A 17,796-nucleotide genomic window follows, 5' to 3' on the forward strand; every position below is an offset into this window, starting at 1 on the left:
CTGGGTTCTTTTCTTTTTAGTCATGAGACACCTCTTTTCTAACTATAGAAGGTGTCTACTTTTTTTGGGTAAGTCCTATTTCAATCAAGGTGTGTCGGTGACGTCGAAGATTTGGATTCTAGTAATTTCATTGTTTTTTGTTAGCCCCACGATGGCTAAGAGTGAGATGAACCCAAGAGTTTCAGCTATAAAAAGCAACTTAATCTATGAGGGAACTTTTGTAGAGGCCGAAGTGATTGGACTGATCGTAAAGAGTGATAATGATGCTTTTACGCTTATGCTTGATAGCGATAATCAAATTTGGTTTGACGATTCGTTTGTAATGTCCAATGAAGAAAAAAAGCATGTGGCCCCATATTTAGTAAAAATATTCGAAGAGGCAACTAATCCGCAGCAAAAAGCTGCAATAGCAATAATATTAAAGGCAATGCTATGAAATATAACAAGTTGCTAAAGTTCGTTCGTACACTCACTGGGACAATTAGCAGTTGGCTTGGCGCTTCGCGCAAGTATATCCAACTGTTAATTGCCCCTTAGCAAAGCGTTAGTTTTCTATGAGTATGTTTCGAGTATTATTTTTTAATTTAATTTTTATATCAGTGGCGACGATGGCGAATGATAAACCAGCGAACTCAACTGACGAGCAATGGAACAAGTATCTTGAGTATAAAACCGCATGGGAAAAAATGCTCAAAGAACGTTACGAGAATGAATTAAAAAGTAACCCACCAGAACCACCATGGGTTAAATTTCCTGATTTCCACCCAACAGATATGTTTTGGCGAATGGGTAAAGGTGAAAATTACTTAGTTGATTATTTCGGTTTGTATTTTAAGTACGCTCCTAAAGCCGACTTGAAGGCTTATAAGCAAAAATATCCCGAGCATAAAGATTGGCTTGGGACTTATGAAAACTTCGAAAACTAACAAGAGACTATGGCGTCAATAGCTCTTTTTAAGCTTTTGGCGCTTCCCACATTACCCTAAGCTGGTTTAAAAGAATAAAAATATGGAGTTATTATCCATACAAACTGTTTAAGAGTAATTCGCAATGCGTGGCATTTTTACTAGGTGTTGGTTTTAGTGTTTAAGTTGTTTGTAGCGAATTTTGTTGGTGTTGCTCACCCCTTAATGCGACGTTAGCCAGCCGAAGCTAGACTGAAGGAAAGCTTTATGACTAAGACAGAGCTGAGCGCTAAGCTTGCAACAGGGTGGATTGAAGCGTGGATCAGAATGGATATCGAGTGGTTGAAGGACCACTTGACCACCGACTTTGTCCACACCAGCCCATTTGGGCGGCTTGCAGGTCGTGAACACTATCTTGAAACCGTAGAACCCATGGCCCGGAAGAGCGTGCAACGTCTCAAGATAGAAGAGGTTGTTGCCACTAATGATCAAGCTGCTATCTGGTTTGAAAACCTGACCCCACAAGGAGCTATTCCTTCTTGCGACTGGGTTCGCGTTGAGCGTGGCAAGATCAAGGAAATCCAGTCTTTCTACGATAGTATGAAAGTGCGCCAAGTTCTCTCAAATAATGAACAGAGTAATCTTGGCGATACTTAGTAGCGGCCATTGGCTGGCTAATAATTCATTTAAACCGATATTGCTTTGCAGAGCAGCTTAATTTAGGCGTTCACCACTCGCTAGTGGCACAAAATGCGCCTGTCAGATTTAATTGAATTCTGTTAATCGAACCTGACTGATGAACCTTTATTCACTTCCCCTTTAGCGTGTTAGCAAAAAGAGTTTATGAGTACGCATAAGTACCATAAATAGGTATATTTGTTATTTTAATGTAAGCTTATGTAAATATCGTAACCCGTTGTTTAGTTTGAATTTGTTTGTAAACATCAATATTTAAAGCTCAATTATCGAACATTTGTTAATTGAAAATTTATATTTGTATGATTATTCTGCGTTCCAAAATAACTAATAACGGAACGTATCATGCGGTGGATATTTTTAGCACTTATCAGCGTAAGCGCGGGTGCACTTCTATGGATTTATCTCGGGCAGCAAGGCCCAAGCACTCATCATAGCGCAACAATCGAGACAGCTGAGCAGCAACCCCCTGTTGCACAAATATCAATACACAAGCAAGCGGTAGCTGAACCGAAAAGCAGTCCTCAACCTTTGCTAAAGACACCAGCGAAGCACGATAAGCATCAGCCTACTGACTTTGGTGTTGCCTCAGTCAATAAGGTGTCGAAAACCGCGCAAGCAAAGCTGCAAGAGGCGGGCGTGATCCCAACCGACTTACGCAATGAAGCCTATGTGGAATTTGACCTGAGCGCGTTGCGTGCTCTTGAGGCCGGTGACACTTTTGAACTGATGATACCGCAAACTCAAGAGAGCTTTGTTGCTGAAGTAAACAACGTCAGTGTCGCTGAAAATGGCGATAGGAGTGTGTTTGGTGCGGTAACAGGGGCAGGGGGACGTTTTCATACCACGGTATTAACTGTTGGAAAAGACGCCGTCTATGGTCAGCTGACGGCTCCCAGTGGCAATTATGTTTTTGAATCAAAAGACGAGCATGGATGGATAGCGGCAAAACGCGATCTTTATCGCCAGCACCAAGAGCTAGAGGTGCATGCAAGTAGTCACCAAGCTGACGCCAACCCGGAAAATTTCAATCCTCAATTTACAACCACCCCCACTAACTAAAAATAAGGGAACAATAATGAAAAAACTCGTAAAATCAGCGCTTATTGCAAGTGCTATGGGTGCGTCAATGGCGCAAGCAGCGACGATTGATATTGGTATTTTGTATACTGATGAAGCAGCTGCGGCTACAGGTAATATTAATACAAAGATTAATCAGTTAATTGCTTTTGCTAATCAGGTTTACAGTCAAAACGGTATTGATCTACAGCTTCGTGTTGCTGGCCAGCAAAACCTAGGTAATTACAGTATCAGCCCCTCAAGCAGTTGGTTGAACTCAGTGACCAATGCTTCGAGTGTTCAAAACCTGCGTAATAGCTGGGGAGCCGATATGATGGCTGTGCTAGGTAAAGGTGCGGGCTCGAATGGTTATATTACCTGCGGTATTGCTTGGGTAGGCCAAGGCAGCAGTGCTTCTGGTAACTTATATGCGTCTACCTCAAACAACATGTATAGCATTACCGCAGTGGACTGTGGAGCAACCACCTTTGTTCATGAACTAGGACATAATCAAGGCTTGGCCCATTCACGCAAACAAGGCGATACCAGTGGCGGTGTGTATGTTGATGGCATGGGTCACGGCGTTGATAATCAATTTGCCAGCATTATGGCCTACCCACATGTATTTGGCAGTGCCACGCAATATGATTACTTTGCCAATCCAAACTGGAGCGTAAACGGTCTGCCTTACGGTATAACTGGGCAAGCGTATGCTTGGAAAACCGTGGAAGCAACGAAAAACAGTATCGCCAACTTTAAATAGTATTCCCCCTGAATGAGGAGCACCACTGTGGTGCTCTTTTTTATCACTGCCGTTAATCGCATCAGGTTGCCAATCGTTATCCAAGCGCCCATAGTATTTGGCGAATAATAACAAAAGCCCTAGGCCATAAACGGAGAGCCTCATGAAGTCTATACTTTATACATTTGCAGCACTGAGTGCTTTAGCAGCGCAACCTGCTATGGCTGACGATGAACCCATTGCCATTGCTATCCATGGTGGTGCTGGCACCATCGAAAAAGCCCGTTTCAGTGCGGAGCAAGAAAAAGCCTATCGCGATAAACTAAAGCAGGCGGTTGAAGCCGGCTACCAAGTATTAGCGCAAGGAGGTGAAAGCCTAGATGCCGTCAATGCGGCGATCAACGTACTGGAAGATTCTCCGTATTTTAATGCCGGCAAGGGGGCCGTTTACACCTATGAAGGCACTCATGAGCTCGATGCCTCGATCATGGATGGACGTACGCGCCAAGCCGGCGCCGTAGCTGGAGTAAAGCACATTAAAAACCCTATTAACTTGGCACGCTTAGTAATGACGGACTCTGTTCATGTGCTGCTCAGCGGTGCAGGGGCTGAAGCATTTGCTCAGCAGCAGGGGATGGAGAAGGTTGATAACAGTTACTTTGATACAGAGCATCGTTATGAAGCCTTGCTCAAAGCAAAACAAAAATTAGATAAAGCCAAGCCCGCAAGTCACGACTACCAAGCTCGTCATCAAGCGTTACCAACATCCTACAAAATGGGTACAGTTGGCGCTGTAGCTTTGGATAAACACGGTAATATGGCAGCGGGTACATCAACAGGAGGCATGACGGCGAAGCGCTTTGGCCGTATTGGTGATTCACCAATCATTGGCGCGGGGACATTCGCCGACAATGAGTCTTGTGCGGTTTCAGCAACCGGCCATGGTGAGTTCTTCATCCGTTATCAAGTGGCGAGCGACATTTGCGCACGTGTGCAATATCAGCAAAAAAGCATAGCGCAGGCGGGGAAAGAAGTTATTTTTGGACCCATGTTTGAAGCTGGTGGAACCGGGGGAGTCATCATTGTTGATGGCAAAGGAAACATCAGCATGCCGTTTAATACCAAAGGTATGTATCGCGCTAGCAAGTCATCAACCAGTGACACCTATGTAGCGATTTTTAAAGACGAATAAATCCTTCAAAGATATAAGCAATTTTGTAAACGCCAACTATAGTTAGCTATGTTGGCGTTTACTTATTTGGGGGTGCCTATGCAATCAATCAAAGTCGCTGATTATTACAACCATAGACCAGTAAAATTCAAAGCCACTATGCCGATTGAAACGGCTGTAGAGAGGCTATTACAAAGCGGCCAAACCGGAGGACCTGTTGTCGACGACCTCGGAACCATCATCGGTTTCGTGTCGGAACAGGATTGCTTACAACATATGTTGACATCCACTTACCAAAATGAAGCACATACAGTTGTTGGTGATGTCATGACCAAAGAGCCACTGTGTGTGACGCCAGAGGAGAGTGTGATGACACTCGCCGAAAATATGAAAGTTGATAAGCCGAAAATGTATCCGGTATGTGATGAACAAGGTAAGTTACTCGGGATTATCACCCGCGCGCACATCCTACTGGCATTGGATAAGCATCTGCATTGTAATTATACGTCCGGACATCGATTTGTTTAGTGTTGCTGTAGGCTCTGACTAATAGCCAAAAAGGCCCAGCCATCGGCATTCAGGGCTTAATACCCGGTACACTTGGCGCTCATAGTTTGCTAAGCTTAGCGACCATTTTTAAGTCGTTAATTAGGGGCCTGAGTGTCAGCAAGCAAGCCGTTGTATGGTAAACTCTCCGAGTGTTTGAAAAAGGATCAGTTTGTATTAAAAAGGCGCCTGCAAGGCGCTGATAAGATTTCCGACTCCGAGAAGCAACAAAGCGTACTGGCCAAAATTGAGCAGGCGATAGAGCACAGCATCAGCCAGCGCGCACAACGCCTTAAACAACTGCCAAAGCCGCAATTCCCAGCGGCCCTGCCGGTTAGCGATAAACGTGAAGACATAAAAGCGGCAATAGCGAAGCACCAAGTGGTGATAGTCGCCGGTGAGACCGGTTCGGGTAAGACGACTCAGCTGCCGAAGATTTGCTTAGAGTTAGGCCGTGGCGTTGAGGGCTTGATTGGCCACACTCAACCACGTCGATTAGCCGCTCGCAGTGTAGCAGCGCGTATTGCCGAAGAACTCCATAGCGAAATCGGCGAAACCGTCGGTTTTAAAATACGCTTTAGCGACCAGGTCAGTGAACGCAGCTACATTAAACTAATGACCGACGGTATCTTACTTGCAGAGATACAAAACGACCGCTACTTGAATCAATACGACACTATTATTATCGATGAGGCGCACGAGCGCAGTTTAAACATCGACTTTATCCTTGGTTATTTAAAGAACCTGCTACCCAAGCGCCCGGATCTTAAAGTAATTATCACCTCAGCGACCATCGACCCAGAGCGTTTCTCTCGCCACTTCAATGACGCCCCAATCATTGAAGTCTCCGGGCGTACATATCCCGTTGAAGTACGTTATCGGCCCTTAACCGAGATACAAGGCAGTGACGACAACCAAGATGAGAATGATCAACTGCAGGGTATTTTTGATGCTGTAGATGAGCTCTACAGCGAAGGCCCTGGCGATATTTTGATTTTCATGAATGGTGAGCGCGAAATTCGGGATACCGCCGATGCCTTGAGCAAGCGCAACTTAAAGCATACCGAGGTGCTGCCTTTGTATGCGCGATTATCCAATGCCGAACAAAATCGCATATTCCACCCCGGTAATAAACGCCGTATTGTGCTCGCCACGAATGTGGCCGAAACCTCACTGACGGTGCCTGGGATCCGCTATGTCATAGACCCAGGCACTGCGCGTATTAGCCGCTATAGTTACCGCACTAAAGTCCAGCGCCTACCTATTGAGGCGGTGTCGCAAGCCAGTGCCAATCAACGTAAAGGTCGGTGTGGCCGGGTTGAAGCAGGGGTGTGTATACGTTTATACAGCGAAGAGGACTTTCTTGGTCGTCCAGAATTTACTGACCCAGAAATTCTACGTACTAACTTGGCGTCGGTCATTCTGCAAATGCTGGGTTTGGGGCTTGGTGATATTAGCCAGTTCCCTTTTGTACAGCCGCCGGATAGCCGCAACATCAACGATGGTGTGCGCCTGCTTGAAGAGCTCGAAGCAGTGCAAGCGAGCAAACATAAAGGGCGGACCAAGCTCACTAAGTTGGGGCGCGACCTAGCGCGTTTGCCGCTGGACCCTCGGTTAGCGAAGATGGTGCTTAGCAGTGTCTCCATGGGGGCGATGCGTGAAGTGATAGTGATTGCAGCGGCGTTAGCTATCCAAGATCCCAGAGAGCGTCCGCAAGAGAAAAAAGCCAAGGCCGATGAGCTGCATGCGCGCTTCGATGATGAGCATTCTGATTTCATCGCGTTCTTGAATTTGTGGCATTATTTGGAGCAGCAACAGCAAGCGCTCACCAACAATCAATTCCGCAGGTTGTGCCAAAAAGAGTTTCTGGCATATATGCGTATTCGTGAGTGGCAAGATATTGTTTATCAAGTCACGACAATTTGTAACGAAATGGGCCTAAAGGACAGTAACAACGAGCCTGAACATGAGGCGATACATCAGGCGCTGTTGAGCGGGTTACTCAGCCATATAGGCCAAAAAGACGAAAAGAATGCGTTTTATCAGGGCGCACGCAACAGTCAGTTTCATATTTTCCCAGGCTCCAACCTGTTTAAAAAGCGCCCCAAGTGGATGATGTCTGCCGAGCTGGTGGAAACCTCCAAGTTATATGCTCGCATCAATGCCAAAATTGATGTGAGTTGGCTGGCGCCCCTAGCACAGCACTTGGTGAAACGCAGTTACAGTGAACCGCACTGGCAGAAAAAAGCCGGCGCAGTGATCGCCTTTGAACAACAAACTCTGTATGGCCTCACTATCGTGGCGCGTAAGCGCAGTCAGTACGATAAAATTGACCCGGCCCTTAGCCGAGAAATATTTATTCGCACGGCCTTGGTCGAGCAAGAGCTCGGCGCCAGTGAAGCGTTTTTGCAAGTTAACCGTGAGCTTATCGAAGAAGTTCAAGATTTAGAGAACAAGGCACGCCGACGCGATATTTTAGTGGATGAGCAAGCGCTGTTTGATTTCTATGACCAACACATCCCTAGTGATATATGTAATCGCGTTAGCTTCTTGAAGTGGTACAAAGAACAAAAGCGTCACAACAAACGCTTTTTGTTCATGCGCAAAGAAGACCTGATGCAGCACGGGGCCACTGAGATCACGGCGGATAACTACCCGGATGTGTGGATGCAAGGCAACCTAGTGCTGCCGTTGCAATATAACTTTGAACCCGGGCAAGACGTCGATGGGGTGGCGGTGCAAATTCCCTTGGCGCTGCTCAACCAAGTCAGCGGCGAAGGTTTTGATTGGCATATTCCGGCGCTGCGCCATGAGTTGGTGTGCGCTCTTATCAAATCATTACCGAAAACCCAACGTCGCAACTTTGTGCCGGCACCGAATTACGCGGACGCGGTGCTCAGCTCTGTAGAGCCACTGCAAGGGTCGTTGCGTGAGGCGCTGGCGCTGCGCCTATTTCGCATGACCGGAGCCAAAGTGGACGCTGAGGACTTTGATACTAGCGCCTTGGATGAGCACCTGCGCATGGCGTTTGAAGTGCGTGATGATAAGGGTAAGTTAGTGGCCCGTGGTTATGACTTAGAGGCCTTAAAAACACAACTTGCGGATAAAGTGAGTAATACCCTATCGCAGGTCGCGGATAAAGGCATTGAGCGCGAAGGCTTAGTGGAATGGCAATTTGACTCTTTACCCCAGTCCTATGTGAAAAAACAAGGTCAATACGAGGTCAAAGCCTTTGTTGCCTTGGTCGACAAAAAAGACAGCACGGCGATTGAGCTATTCGATTCACCAAGCAAAGCATCTGCAGCGCACCAGATGGGTCTGCGACGCATGGTGCTTTTGAATATTCCTTCGCCAATTAAGTATTTGCAACAGAATTTACCGAATAAAGCCAAACTAGGTTTGTATTTTAACCCCTTTGGTAAAGTGCAATTGCTGATTGATGATTGTATCGCCGCTGGGGTTGATAAGCTTTTAGAGCAATGCGGGGAAATCCGAGACGCCGAAGCGTTTAATAAAGCCAAAGAGTTTATTCGCGGCGAACTGGGCGACACTGTGGTGGCGATCGCTTTGCAAGTGGAGCAGGTGTTGAGTTTGGCCCACGGTATCCATAAGCGTATGCGTGGCAAAGTGGACTTAACCATGATCACCGCTCACGGTGATATTAAAAGCCAATTGGAAAGCCTCGTCTTTAAAGGCTTCGTTAGCCATCATGGGGCGCATAAAATGGCCGATTTATGCCGTTATATGAAAGCCATAGATAAACGTTTGGAAAAACTACCGGTGGACCCTAACCGCGACCGCTTGTGTACCCTTGAGCTGGATAAAGTAGCGCAGGCGTACCATAAGTGTTTGGCCAAACACCCTAAAGGCGAGCCCCAGCCGCCGACCTTGCAAGCGCTGTTTTGGATGCAGCAAGAGCTACGTGTATCGTTATTCGCGCAAACGCTGGGAACCCCTTATCCGGTTTCTGCAAAACGGGTGTTGAACGCAATTAATGACTATCTCGCCGAGAGTTAACTTGCATTCGCGCTAAGCTGAGGTAACTTTATATTATTAGAGTGATTCAGGTGCTCGCCGACAAGGATAGGGAATAAGTTGAATAATCACGGCAAAGCTAAGCTATTAGTAGTCGATGACGAATATTTTAATTTTACACTGTATGCTCAAGCACTTGGTCAACAGTACCAATTGCAGTATGTTGATTCGGGCAAGCAGTGCCTGAACGAGGCCATCAATCAGCACCCGGACGCCATCATGCTCGATGTGTGTATGCCGGGGCTTGATGGCTTCGACACCTGTCGTATGTTAAAAAACACCCCAGAAACACAAGATATTCCGGTGTTGATGATCTCCGGACTCGAATCCCCCCATGCCAAGCAACAAGGGTACGCCGCTGGCTGCGATGCCTACTTCGTAAAACCCCTATCTTTCAATGAGTTATTGGATAGCTTGCAAACCCTTATTTAATCCGAGTATGCTGCCTATAGCAACACATGTTTCGCCCGTTTAGATGGGCTTTGTGGTGCGACCCCAATTGCGGCATGCGTAGGTAGGTAGTGATAGGCCTGCGATCGGCTGCTGTAAAGCACAAAAGGAGAACAACAATGCTTTATGACGACGATAAGCGCGGCTTTATGCGTATGATGGTGAATGCTCAAGCAAAGCTTGAGGTATCACACAATGATAAATATTTGCAGTTAACGGCAACCTGCCGCGACTTGAGCGCCACAGGCATGCAGTTACTGGTTGATGAACCCATCGACCCGGGCGCCACAGTAAAAGTGGATATCAACTCACCCGATGGTTCGGTGCCGCCACTAAGAGCGCTGACCCAGGTCGTGCGTTGTACGCAAGACGACCAGGGACAGTACTGCATTGGCGTGGAAATGCTTGATATTAATTAGGGTGAAGCGTTAATACACTTTGCAGATCAGCCCCTTGAGGTAAAAGCCTTCAGGGTAAGCGCCTCCGATAGGGTGATCGGCGGCCTGATTTAAGCGCTCGACAATGAGTAGCTCTCTATTGGCGTCTAGGGCAGCATCGGCGACCACTTTTTGAAATAAGTTTTGCTCCATGAGTCCTGAACACGAAAATGTCAGTAAAGTGCCGCCTGGCTTAAGCAGCTGCATCGCCAACATATTGATATCCTTATAGCCTCGGCATGCGCCGTTGAGCTGCGCCTTAGAGTCGGCAAACTTGGGTGGATCCATGACGATGGTATCAAAGGTGCGTCCTTCGCTGCGGTATTCACGAAGTAGCTTAAATACGTCTTGTTTGACAAACTCAGCGCGTCCTAAGTCTAAGTCATTGTGCTGCACATTGCGTTTGGCAATATCAAGGGCTTGCTGTGATACATCGACATTGATCACCTTAGAGCAGCCACCGCGCAAGGCATATAAACCAAACGTGCCGGTGTAACAAAAGCAATTTAATACTTCCTTGTCTTTGGAGAAGCGCTCTAGGGCGGCGCGGCTGTCTCGTTGGTCGAGATAAAAGCCGGTTTTATGGCCTTGCAGAATATCTACCTCGCAGGTGAGGCCATTTTCTTTTATCAACACCGGGTGCTCTGGCGCCGTGCCAGATAGCACGCCGGTTGTAGGCGCTAATCCTTCTTTTTTACGCACCTCGACATCTGAGCGTTCGTAAACATGACAAGAAGGGAACAGTTCCACTAACGCGGCGACTATCTCCCCTTTGTGACGCTCTGCACCGGCACTTAACAACTGACAGACTAAGTAGTTATCAAATTTATCTATTGTTACTCCAGGAAGGCCGTCAGATTCACCGGCACATAGGCGGAAACCGGTTAACTGGCCTTCTTCAATAGCGTGCTGGCGGGCATCAAGGGCCCGAGCTAAACGGCGATAGAAGAACGCCTGGTCGATAGATTCTTTCTCGTCAAAGCTCCATACCCGAGCGCGAATTTGTGACTGTGGGCTATAAGCGGCCGTAGCCAAGTATGTTCCCTGACTGTCGTAAACGGTGACCGTGTCACCTAGGCCGAGGTTGCCTTTGGTTTTCTTAATTGCTTTTGAAAAGATCCACGGGTGTTTACGTTTCAGTGATTTTTCGCGTCCTGCTTGAAGATAAATCGCACCGGCCATTGAGCCTCCTAATAATTCCTAGAGTGAGTATGTTGAAGCTGCTGTGCACTGAGGCAATTGAGTACCCACCGCAAGGCATGTTGACACGCTAGGTCGTTGGTTTGAGAGGCGCTATTCTAGGCATCTTAAGGCGCTTTCTCAAATTAATTTTGCCAATAGCCGATGAGTGATTTATTGTCATCACATAAACTCTTAATAATGAATACTATGCAAGAAATCGAACAACAATGTCGCGATTTTATTCTCAGTTGCGGTAGCGCCGACTCAGCCCATGACATTACGCATATTGAACGCGTTGTGCAGGTGGCGAAAACTTTGTGTGAACAGGAGCATGCCATGATTGAAGTCGTGCTGCCTGCAGCGTGGCTGCACGATTGTGTTGCGGTGGCTAAAAACCATCCGGACAGAGCGAAGGCATCGACCATGGCAGCCGACAAGGCGTTAAGCTTTTTGCACAGTATCCATTATGACAGTCGCTATTTCGATGCTATTCATCATGCTATTGTCGCCCATAGCTTTAGTGCCAATATCACACCCACCACTTTAGAGGCGCAAATAGTACAAGATGCCGACCGCATGGATGCCCTTGGCGCAGTGGGAGTGAGTCGCTGCATGAAAGTAGGCGGGGCGATTTGTCGTGGCCTATATCACCCCCAGGATCCGTTTTGTAAGAACCGTCAAGCTGATGACAGTAAATACACCCTTGATCACTTTTTTGTGAAGTTATTGCACATAGGTCAGAGCATGAACACGGCCAGTGCTCGATATGAAGCACATAAGCGCACGCAGTACATGCACGATTTCTTACGCCAACTGGGCGAAGAGATAGGTATTGCCTATGAGTAACCCACCGTTATTGCGTGGCGTACACCATTGCCATATACAAGTGCATGATATTGAGGTTGCATTGGCGTTTTATCGTCAAGTAATGGGTTTTGATATCGTCCCCGAGTTGGCTTTTTGGTTTGAACAGCAACACGATGGACCGCTTATGCTGCAAGATCAGGCAAAGTCGATTTGCTTGGCTTTATTTGTTGGTGATAAAAAAAGCAACGGCATCGCGTTTCGTTGCGATGCGTTAGCCTTTGTGCACTGGCAACAGCACCTGCACGATTGCGATATCAAGGTCACGCGAGCCGATCATCAGGTATCTTGGTCATTGTACTTTCGTGATCCCAGCGGCAATGTCCATGAAATTACCTGTTATGAATATGAGGCCGTTGCTGAGCTGCTCTAGCTTGGATACTGTGCTTTAACAGCAAGAATATCGTCCAAACAAGCCATGAAAATATCCACCAGTTCGGGGTCAAAGTGCTTGCCTTTCTCTTCTTGAAGTAACTGCACGGCTTTGTCGATTGGCCAAGGTTCTTTGTATGGCCGCTTCGAAGTCAGTGCGTCGAATACATCAGCAATGGCACATATACGGCCCTCTATGGAGATCTCTTCGCCTTGTAAGCCATTTGGGTAGCCGTTGCCATCAAAGCGCTCATGGTGCTCAAGGGCAAGTCGATGGGCAAGTTGGATTAATGCAGAGCTTGAACCTGCCAAGATATCCGCACCAATGCTGGCATGAGTTTGCATTTGCCGGTATTCGTCTTGATCCAAGCGCCCAGGTTTAAGAAGAATATTATCGGGGATACCGATTTTGCCAATATCATGCATTGGCGCCGCGAGTAGCAACGACTCGGCATGGGCCTCATTAAAGCCATAAGCGCGCGCGATGATGTGGCAATAACGACTCATACGAATTATGTGTTGTCCGGTTTCATTGTCTTTGTATTCGGCTGCATGGCTCAGGCGTTGGATCAATTCAAGTTGCGCGGCTTTGAGTAAGTCAGCTTGCACTAAAGACAAATGATTTTTAACCCGCGCTTTGACGATTGCTGGGCTAATTGGCTTAGTAATGTAATCAACCGCGCCTTTGGCAAAGCCTTGCGTTTCATCTACTTCGTCTTGCATGGCGGTCACAAAAATAACCGGAATAGCCTGCGTACTTGGCCGTTGCTTTAACTGTTCACATACTTCAAAGCCAGACATATCCGGCATCATAACATCAAGTAAAATGAGCGCGGGTTGCTTGCTATGAGCTAATTCCAAAGCTTGAGGCCCTGATTTTGCAAATATAAGGCGATAGTCGTTTCCTAATACTTGATTTAAAACCTTAAGGTTCGTCGGCTCATCATCTACAGCTAGGAGAGTCGGCTTTTGTGTCTCAATCATGTTGCACACTCTGCAGTTGCTCAAGTAATTGCTCAATAGCGGCTTTTGCCGCCGCAAATTCGAATTCGTTAATGAGATTCGCGATATCCATTACTTGTTTATGCCATTGTTGTGGTGTTGCCGCAATAAGTTGTTCACTGTGTTCACTATCATATTCAAAGTTATCGCATAACTGCGCAACCTCTCGCAATAATTGCTTAAAGTCCTCATCGCTATGGTGACTTCTCACGACTTTGCTAGGCGCGTCAGTGTGGTTTTGCAGATATTGATAGAGCTCATCAATACAGCTGAATAGGGCAAACCGATGAGGGTCTTGAACCTGCTTTTGTCGTTCAATCGACTTTAATGTATCGGCTAATTTGGGCAGGGCTAGATTACCGGCTAATCCTTTTAATGTATGCACGTCAACAAGCTGTTCGGCGCTGAGCTGATCATACTTACTCAGTGTTCGCAGCTGCTCATTGCGCTGCGCATAAAAGTGCTTTAGTTCCTTGAGGTAATGCGCTTTTGAACCCCACAGCTCAGCTCCTTGGGCTTCATTGACCAGCAGCTGGCTGTCGTTGGCGTTAGTTTGTGCGAACACATGTGCAGCCAAATCGATATCGAGAACGCGGGCTATTTCCGTTAGTAAATCGCTCAGCACCACAGGTTTGCTGGCAAAGCCGTCCATTCCAGCGGCTTTAGCCGCTTCACGGTCACTGCCCATGACACTGGCCGTTAAAGCAATAACGGGCGTTGTAGCAACCTCGTTGTGCTGCTCATATTGACGCAATTGTCGGGTTGCTTGGAGACCATCACACTTGGGCATATGAATATCCATCAACACAATGTCATAATTATTACTTGTGGCCAGTTGCACTGCATGCTCGCCGTCATCAGCTGCCTCTACTTGATGACCGAGTTTAGTTAGGCGTAGTTGCAGTAGCTCGCGGTTTTGCGGTACATCATCAGCCACCAGTATTCGCAATTTAGGCATTTCGCTAAGTGGGGTCAATGAGCTCTGCTCATTGACGTGCTCGCCCGCCACCTGTTTTAGGGGCAGGGTAAAGTAAAATGTACTGCCTTGGCCCAAGGTGCTGGTGACGCCTATATCCCCGCCCATAAGTTGTACGAGCTGGCGGCTAATGGTAGTGCCTAGACCGGTGCCGCCAAAACGCCGCGTGGTACTGTCGTCTGCTTGCTCGAAAGGATTGAAAATAGCACTCACCCGCTCGGGGGCGATACCAATGCCAGTATCAACCACCTCAAAATAGACACCTTGATTATCGCCGCGAACATTGATGGTGACACTGCCTTGCTCGGTAAATTTTACTGCGTTACCGATTAAGTTGACTAATACTTGACGTAAGCGCTGCGGATCGCCGCGATAGTGCTCACCGAGGTTACTATCCATATTCAGGGCGACCGAGAGCTGTTTATGTTCAGCGCTGTGATAGAAGCTGGAGACCACAGAGTCGACGAGAGCCAGCAAATTAAAGGGCACTGACTCAATACTCACTTTACCTTGCTCAAGCTTGGCCGAGTCTAAAATATCATTGAGTAAATGCAATAAAGAGCGTGCAGATTGCAATACGTTGGTGAGTTGCTGGCGCTGCTGTTTATTCAATGGGCTATCTAGCAGCACTTCAGAGAAGCCAATGATGGAGTTCATGGGCGTGCGTATTTCATGACTCATATTGGCTAAAAAGGCTTGCTTTGTCTCCGCCGCAGCTTCGGCTTTCTCTTTCGCTTTTACAAGCTCTTGCTCCATTTGTTGGCGCTCACTGATATCGACCAATACGCCTGCAATGAACAGCTCTTCTCCTTCGGTATGCTCAAATGTTCCCTTATCAATCACCCATTTACGGCTGCCATCGCGACACTGTATTTGGTATTCAAAAGAGTAGTGTTTTTTTCCTTGTGCAAGTGCGCTGTATATTTGCTCGCGCACATAGTCGCTATGCTGCGCAGAGATAAGCATGTCAAAGTTAACACTGCCGTCGATAAACTGCTGGTCATCATAGCCGGTTAATTGTTTTACGATGGGGCTAATGTAGAGCATGCTCCAATGCTTATCTAAACGGCAGCGAAAAGCCACGCCGGGCATATTAGTTAACAAAGTGCGATAATGACGCTCTTGTTGGGCAAGCTGATTTTGCATCGCCTTTTGTGCGCTCAAGTCAGTAATAAAACCTACAAACATGCGCTTTTGTCCGGGAATAGCGACTTCACCAACCCCCAGACGAATGGGGATCAGCGCGCCATTTTTATGTTCGGCGTTGACCTCACGTCCAGAACCAATAATGTTTTTAATGCCGGTACTTTGGTAGGCACTTAAGTAATTATCATGTTGGTTAGCGATTTCTTGTGGCATCAGCATTTTTACGTTTTCGCCAATCACTTCATCGCGATGATACCCGAGTATACGTTCGGCTCCGGCGTTGAAGCTCAGTACTTGGCCTTTCGCGCTAATGGTAATAATGCCATCGACGGCGGTATTGAGGACCGCTTCAAGGCGTGATTGAGTGATAAGTTGTTGCTGAAGGGCCAAGCGATAGCGCATGACACTGTGTAATAAAGCGATGAGACCACTGAGCAAGAGGCTTACAATAGCAATACTCAGAGCGAGATCGGTTACATGGCTATTATCGGTGAGCTCACTGTACACCGGGGATTGGGCTACAAATCGTGCCGCTTGCATCCCGGTATAATGCATGCCAGAGACTGCGCAGCCCATAACAATGGCGCTGAGAATACGATAACCGGTTTGCCCTAGAGTGCTGCGCCCTGTGGGTTGTAAATATAAATGAGCGGCCAGGCCGAGCCATGCGAGAATAACCGCCACTAATACAGAGACAACAAACCAAAGTGGGTCATAGCCTAGCATTGGCCCTAGGCGCATGGCGGCCATACCCGTGTAATGCATAATCCCTATGCCGGCGCCCAACAGCAGGGCACTGAGCGCAAGCTTGGCTCGAGATGGATCGTTCGTACTGAGTAAATGGAACCCTAAGGCAGTGGCTAAAAAGACAGGGATGAATGACACCACCGTCACTGTGAAATCATAGTCGACGCTGACGCATAAGCTAAATGCCAGCATTCCGATAAAGTGCATACTCCACACGCCAGCGGCAAAAGCGGCGGCACTTGCTGGCAGTGCCATGCGATAAAATGGAGTGTGGCGTTGTTGTTGAGCAAATTCCCTTAATTGCAGCGCAAAGAAAGATGCAAAAATAGCAACAGTGACCGAAAGTAACACTAAGGCCCAATCATAGCTGCCATTGACCAGCAATTCGGGAGCAGGGTCGGTAATAAAAAACTGAGAAAACATAAAGTACTTCGATACTCCAACAACGGATGTCAAGTGGCAATCACAGCCTAGCACAGTGAAAAACCACGTGTCGCGCACAAAAGTGAAAGCGCCCTGTATCTTACAATGACACTGATTGTTCTATCAGCGCAGCGACGGCTGAGTTTAGTTATTTATGAGTGCGCTGCAAGCTTACCCAAGAGCGTAATTACGGTATCATATTAGTAAGCGCTGCAAAGGATGTACTTAATGTTAGCACATTGTTTGGCAAACTCTTTTAGTTCAAGTAATTACAACAAAGGTTTAGTATGAGTAGGCAATATGATGTGCACTACAGCCGTCGACGAACGCTCGCTTTGGTGGTCAAAAATCAGCAAGTGAGTGTGAAAGCGCCTTATGGGGCATGTCGTGATTTCATTGCAGACTTCGTTGAGAGCAAACAGGCGTGGATAAACAAACAATTACATAAACAGTCTGATATTGAAGCGGCTAGGTATAACCCTTGGCTACATCGTCGCATTATGCTTTTCGGTGAATTACGTGCAATAGAGGTAAGCGAGAGCTCACTTGAGCAGACAGATAACCAAACGATAAACATCGTAATCAGTAAGCGAGTGAAGCATCGCCAGCGCTATTTTAATCAACAGTTATTGGCACTGATGCACGATGAATTATCTGATCACTTATCGGCCCGCATAATGCAGTGGCAAAAGGTGATGAATATCGCCGCTAACAGCATTAGCGTTAAAGTGTACAAGCGTCGTTGGGGCAGTTGCGATTCGCGCGGTGAGTTATGTTTTAATACCTTGCTGGCAGGAGCTCCGCATTGGGTTATTGACTATGTCATAGTTCACGAGCTGGCGCACCGGGTACATATGGATCACAGCCATCAATTTTGGGCACTGGTTAATGGCTACTACGAGCATACCGACCAAGCACGGTTATGGCTTAAAGAGAATGCACATCTGTTGGATTTTGTACGATAGGAAAGTGGTGGAGGGAGCTGGATTCGAACCAGCGAAGGCAATGCCGTCAGATTTACAGTCTGATCCCTTTGGCCGCTC

Annotated in this window: 16 protein-coding genes; 13 read left to right on the top strand and 3 right to left on the bottom strand. The window is 47.2% G+C overall.

Annotated elements, in window-relative coordinates; genetic code table 11:
- From EXT46_RS13445 to EXT46_RS13495, 10 genes are all read left to right on the top strand, one after another.
- Positions 1-436: hypothetical protein (locus EXT46_RS13445; RefSeq protein WP_205988244.1), on the top strand; the 436-nt coding region annotated here is incomplete at its 5' end.
- 172 nt (positions 437-608) lie between these two features.
- Positions 609-926, top strand: a complete 318-nt coding sequence (locus EXT46_RS13450; protein ID WP_240701138.1) for a hypothetical protein — start codon at positions 609-611, stop codon at positions 924-926.
- A gap of 246 nt (positions 927-1,172) precedes the next feature.
- Positions 1,173-1,562 (top strand): nuclear transport factor 2 family protein, encoded by a 390-nt coding sequence (locus EXT46_RS13460; protein ID WP_130147887.1) that lies wholly within the window; start codon positions 1,173-1,175, stop codon positions 1,560-1,562.
- A 384-nt stretch (positions 1,563-1,946) separates the two neighbouring features.
- A complete protein-coding gene (locus tag EXT46_RS19055; protein ID WP_240701139.1) occupies positions 1,947-2,663 on the top strand; it encodes a hypothetical protein in 717 nt (238 codons plus the stop codon).
- Positions 2,664-2,679: 16 nt separating this feature from the next.
- Positions 2,680-3,423, top strand: coding sequence for a reprolysin-like metallopeptidase (locus tag EXT46_RS13470; RefSeq protein WP_022944030.1), 744 nt, complete (start codon positions 2,680-2,682; stop codon positions 3,421-3,423).
- Positions 3,424-3,565: 142 nt separating this feature from the next.
- Entirely contained in the window at positions 3,566-4,594 is a 1,029-nt protein-coding gene (locus tag EXT46_RS13475; RefSeq protein ID WP_130147889.1) for an isoaspartyl peptidase/L-asparaginase, read from the top strand.
- Between the two features lie 78 nt (positions 4,595-4,672).
- Entirely contained in the window at positions 4,673-5,101 is a 429-nt protein-coding gene (locus EXT46_RS13480) for a CBS domain-containing protein (protein WP_026110983.1), read from the top strand.
- Between the two features lie 132 nt (positions 5,102-5,233).
- On the top strand, positions 5,234-9,136 hold the full coding sequence (gene hrpA / locus EXT46_RS13485; protein ID WP_130147891.1) for an ATP-dependent RNA helicase HrpA: 3,903 nt from the start codon (positions 5,234-5,236) through the stop codon (positions 9,134-9,136).
- Between the two features lie 78 nt (positions 9,137-9,214).
- A complete protein-coding gene (locus EXT46_RS13490) occupies positions 9,215-9,586 on the top strand; it encodes a response regulator (RefSeq protein WP_022944034.1) in 372 nt (123 codons plus the stop codon).
- Between the two features lie 137 nt (positions 9,587-9,723).
- Positions 9,724-10,023 (top strand): PilZ domain-containing protein, encoded by a 300-nt coding sequence (locus EXT46_RS13495; RefSeq protein ID WP_130147893.1) that lies wholly within the window; start codon positions 9,724-9,726, stop codon positions 10,021-10,023.
- Between the two features lie 9 nt (positions 10,024-10,032).
- Here the strand turns inward: EXT46_RS13495 and EXT46_RS13500 are convergent, their stop codons facing one another.
- Positions 10,033-11,223 carry a class I SAM-dependent methyltransferase gene (locus tag EXT46_RS13500; protein WP_130147895.1) on the bottom strand — a complete coding sequence of 397 codons (1,191 nt, stop codon included), beginning with the start codon at positions 11,221-11,223 and terminating at the stop codon, positions 10,033-10,035.
- Positions 11,224-11,385: 162 nt separating this feature from the next.
- Between EXT46_RS13500 and EXT46_RS13505 the strand changes: the two genes are divergently transcribed.
- Positions 11,386-12,069, top strand: coding sequence for an HD domain-containing protein (locus EXT46_RS13505; protein WP_130147897.1), 684 nt, complete (start codon positions 11,386-11,388; stop codon positions 12,067-12,069).
- Positions 12,062-12,460, top strand: coding sequence for a VOC family protein (locus tag EXT46_RS13510; RefSeq protein WP_022944038.1), 399 nt, complete (start codon positions 12,062-12,064; stop codon positions 12,458-12,460). The genes EXT46_RS13505 and EXT46_RS13510 overlap by 8 nt, the downstream gene beginning before the upstream one ends.
- Here the strand turns inward: EXT46_RS13510 and EXT46_RS13515 are convergent.
- Positions 12,457-13,443: a two-component system response regulator gene (locus EXT46_RS13515; protein WP_045978097.1), complete on the bottom strand. Its 987-nt coding sequence runs from the start codon at positions 13,441-13,443 to the stop codon at positions 12,457-12,459. The genes EXT46_RS13510 and EXT46_RS13515 overlap by 4 nt on opposite strands.
- Positions 13,436-16,753 carry an MHYT domain-containing protein gene (locus EXT46_RS13520; RefSeq protein ID WP_130147899.1) on the bottom strand — a complete coding sequence of 1,106 codons (3,318 nt, stop codon included), beginning with the start codon at positions 16,751-16,753 and terminating at the stop codon, positions 13,436-13,438. The genes EXT46_RS13515 and EXT46_RS13520 overlap by 8 nt, the downstream gene beginning before the upstream one ends.
- A 287-nt stretch (positions 16,754-17,040) precedes the next feature.
- Between EXT46_RS13520 and EXT46_RS13525 the strand changes: the two genes are divergently transcribed.
- Positions 17,041-17,718: a YgjP-like metallopeptidase domain-containing protein gene (locus tag EXT46_RS13525; RefSeq protein WP_130147901.1), complete on the top strand. Its 678-nt coding sequence runs from the start codon at positions 17,041-17,043 to the stop codon at positions 17,716-17,718.
- Positions 17,719-17,796: the final 78 nt, after the last annotated feature.

The organism is Pseudoalteromonas sp. CO325X (assembly GCF_004208955.1).
In the GTDB taxonomy this organism is placed as follows: Bacteria; Pseudomonadota; Gammaproteobacteria; order Enterobacterales; family Alteromonadaceae; genus Pseudoalteromonas; species Pseudoalteromonas ruthenica.

Excerpts from the sequence above, each read along its gene's own strand:
- EXT46_RS13520 (WP_130147899.1), bottom strand. The coding sequence starts at position 16,753 with ATGTTTTCTCAGTTTTTTATTACCGACCCTGCTCCCGAATTGCTGGTC.
- EXT46_RS13480 (WP_026110983.1), top strand. The coding sequence starts at position 4,673 with ATGCAATCAATCAAAGTCGCTGATTATTACAACCATAGACCAGTAAAA.
- EXT46_RS19055 (WP_240701139.1), top strand. The coding sequence starts at position 1,947 with ATGCGGTGGATATTTTTAGCACTTATCAGCGTAAGCGCGGGTGCACTT.
- EXT46_RS13515 (WP_045978097.1), bottom strand. The coding sequence starts at position 13,443 with ATGATTGAGACACAAAAGCCGACTCTCCTAGCTGTAGATGATGAGCCG.
- EXT46_RS13460 (WP_130147887.1), top strand. The coding sequence starts at position 1,173 with ATGACTAAGACAGAGCTGAGCGCTAAGCTTGCAACAGGGTGGATTGAA.
- EXT46_RS13505 (WP_130147897.1), top strand. The coding sequence starts at position 11,386 with ATGAGTGATTTATTGTCATCACATAAACTCTTAATAATGAATACTATG.
- EXT46_RS13500 (WP_130147895.1), bottom strand. The coding sequence starts at position 11,223 with ATGGCCGGTGCGATTTATCTTCAAGCAGGACGCGAAAAATCACTGAAA.
- EXT46_RS13525 (WP_130147901.1), top strand. The coding sequence starts at position 17,041 with ATGAGTAGGCAATATGATGTGCACTACAGCCGTCGACGAACGCTCGCT.
- EXT46_RS13450 (WP_240701138.1), top strand. The coding sequence starts at position 609 with ATGGCGAATGATAAACCAGCGAACTCAACTGACGAGCAATGGAACAAG.
- EXT46_RS13475 (WP_130147889.1), top strand. The coding sequence starts at position 3,566 with ATGAAGTCTATACTTTATACATTTGCAGCACTGAGTGCTTTAGCAGCG.
- EXT46_RS13495 (WP_130147893.1), top strand. The coding sequence starts at position 9,724 with ATGCTTTATGACGACGATAAGCGCGGCTTTATGCGTATGATGGTGAAT.
- EXT46_RS13470 (WP_022944030.1), top strand. The coding sequence starts at position 2,680 with ATGAAAAAACTCGTAAAATCAGCGCTTATTGCAAGTGCTATGGGTGCG.
- EXT46_RS13510 (WP_022944038.1), top strand. The coding sequence starts at position 12,062 with ATGAGTAACCCACCGTTATTGCGTGGCGTACACCATTGCCATATACAA.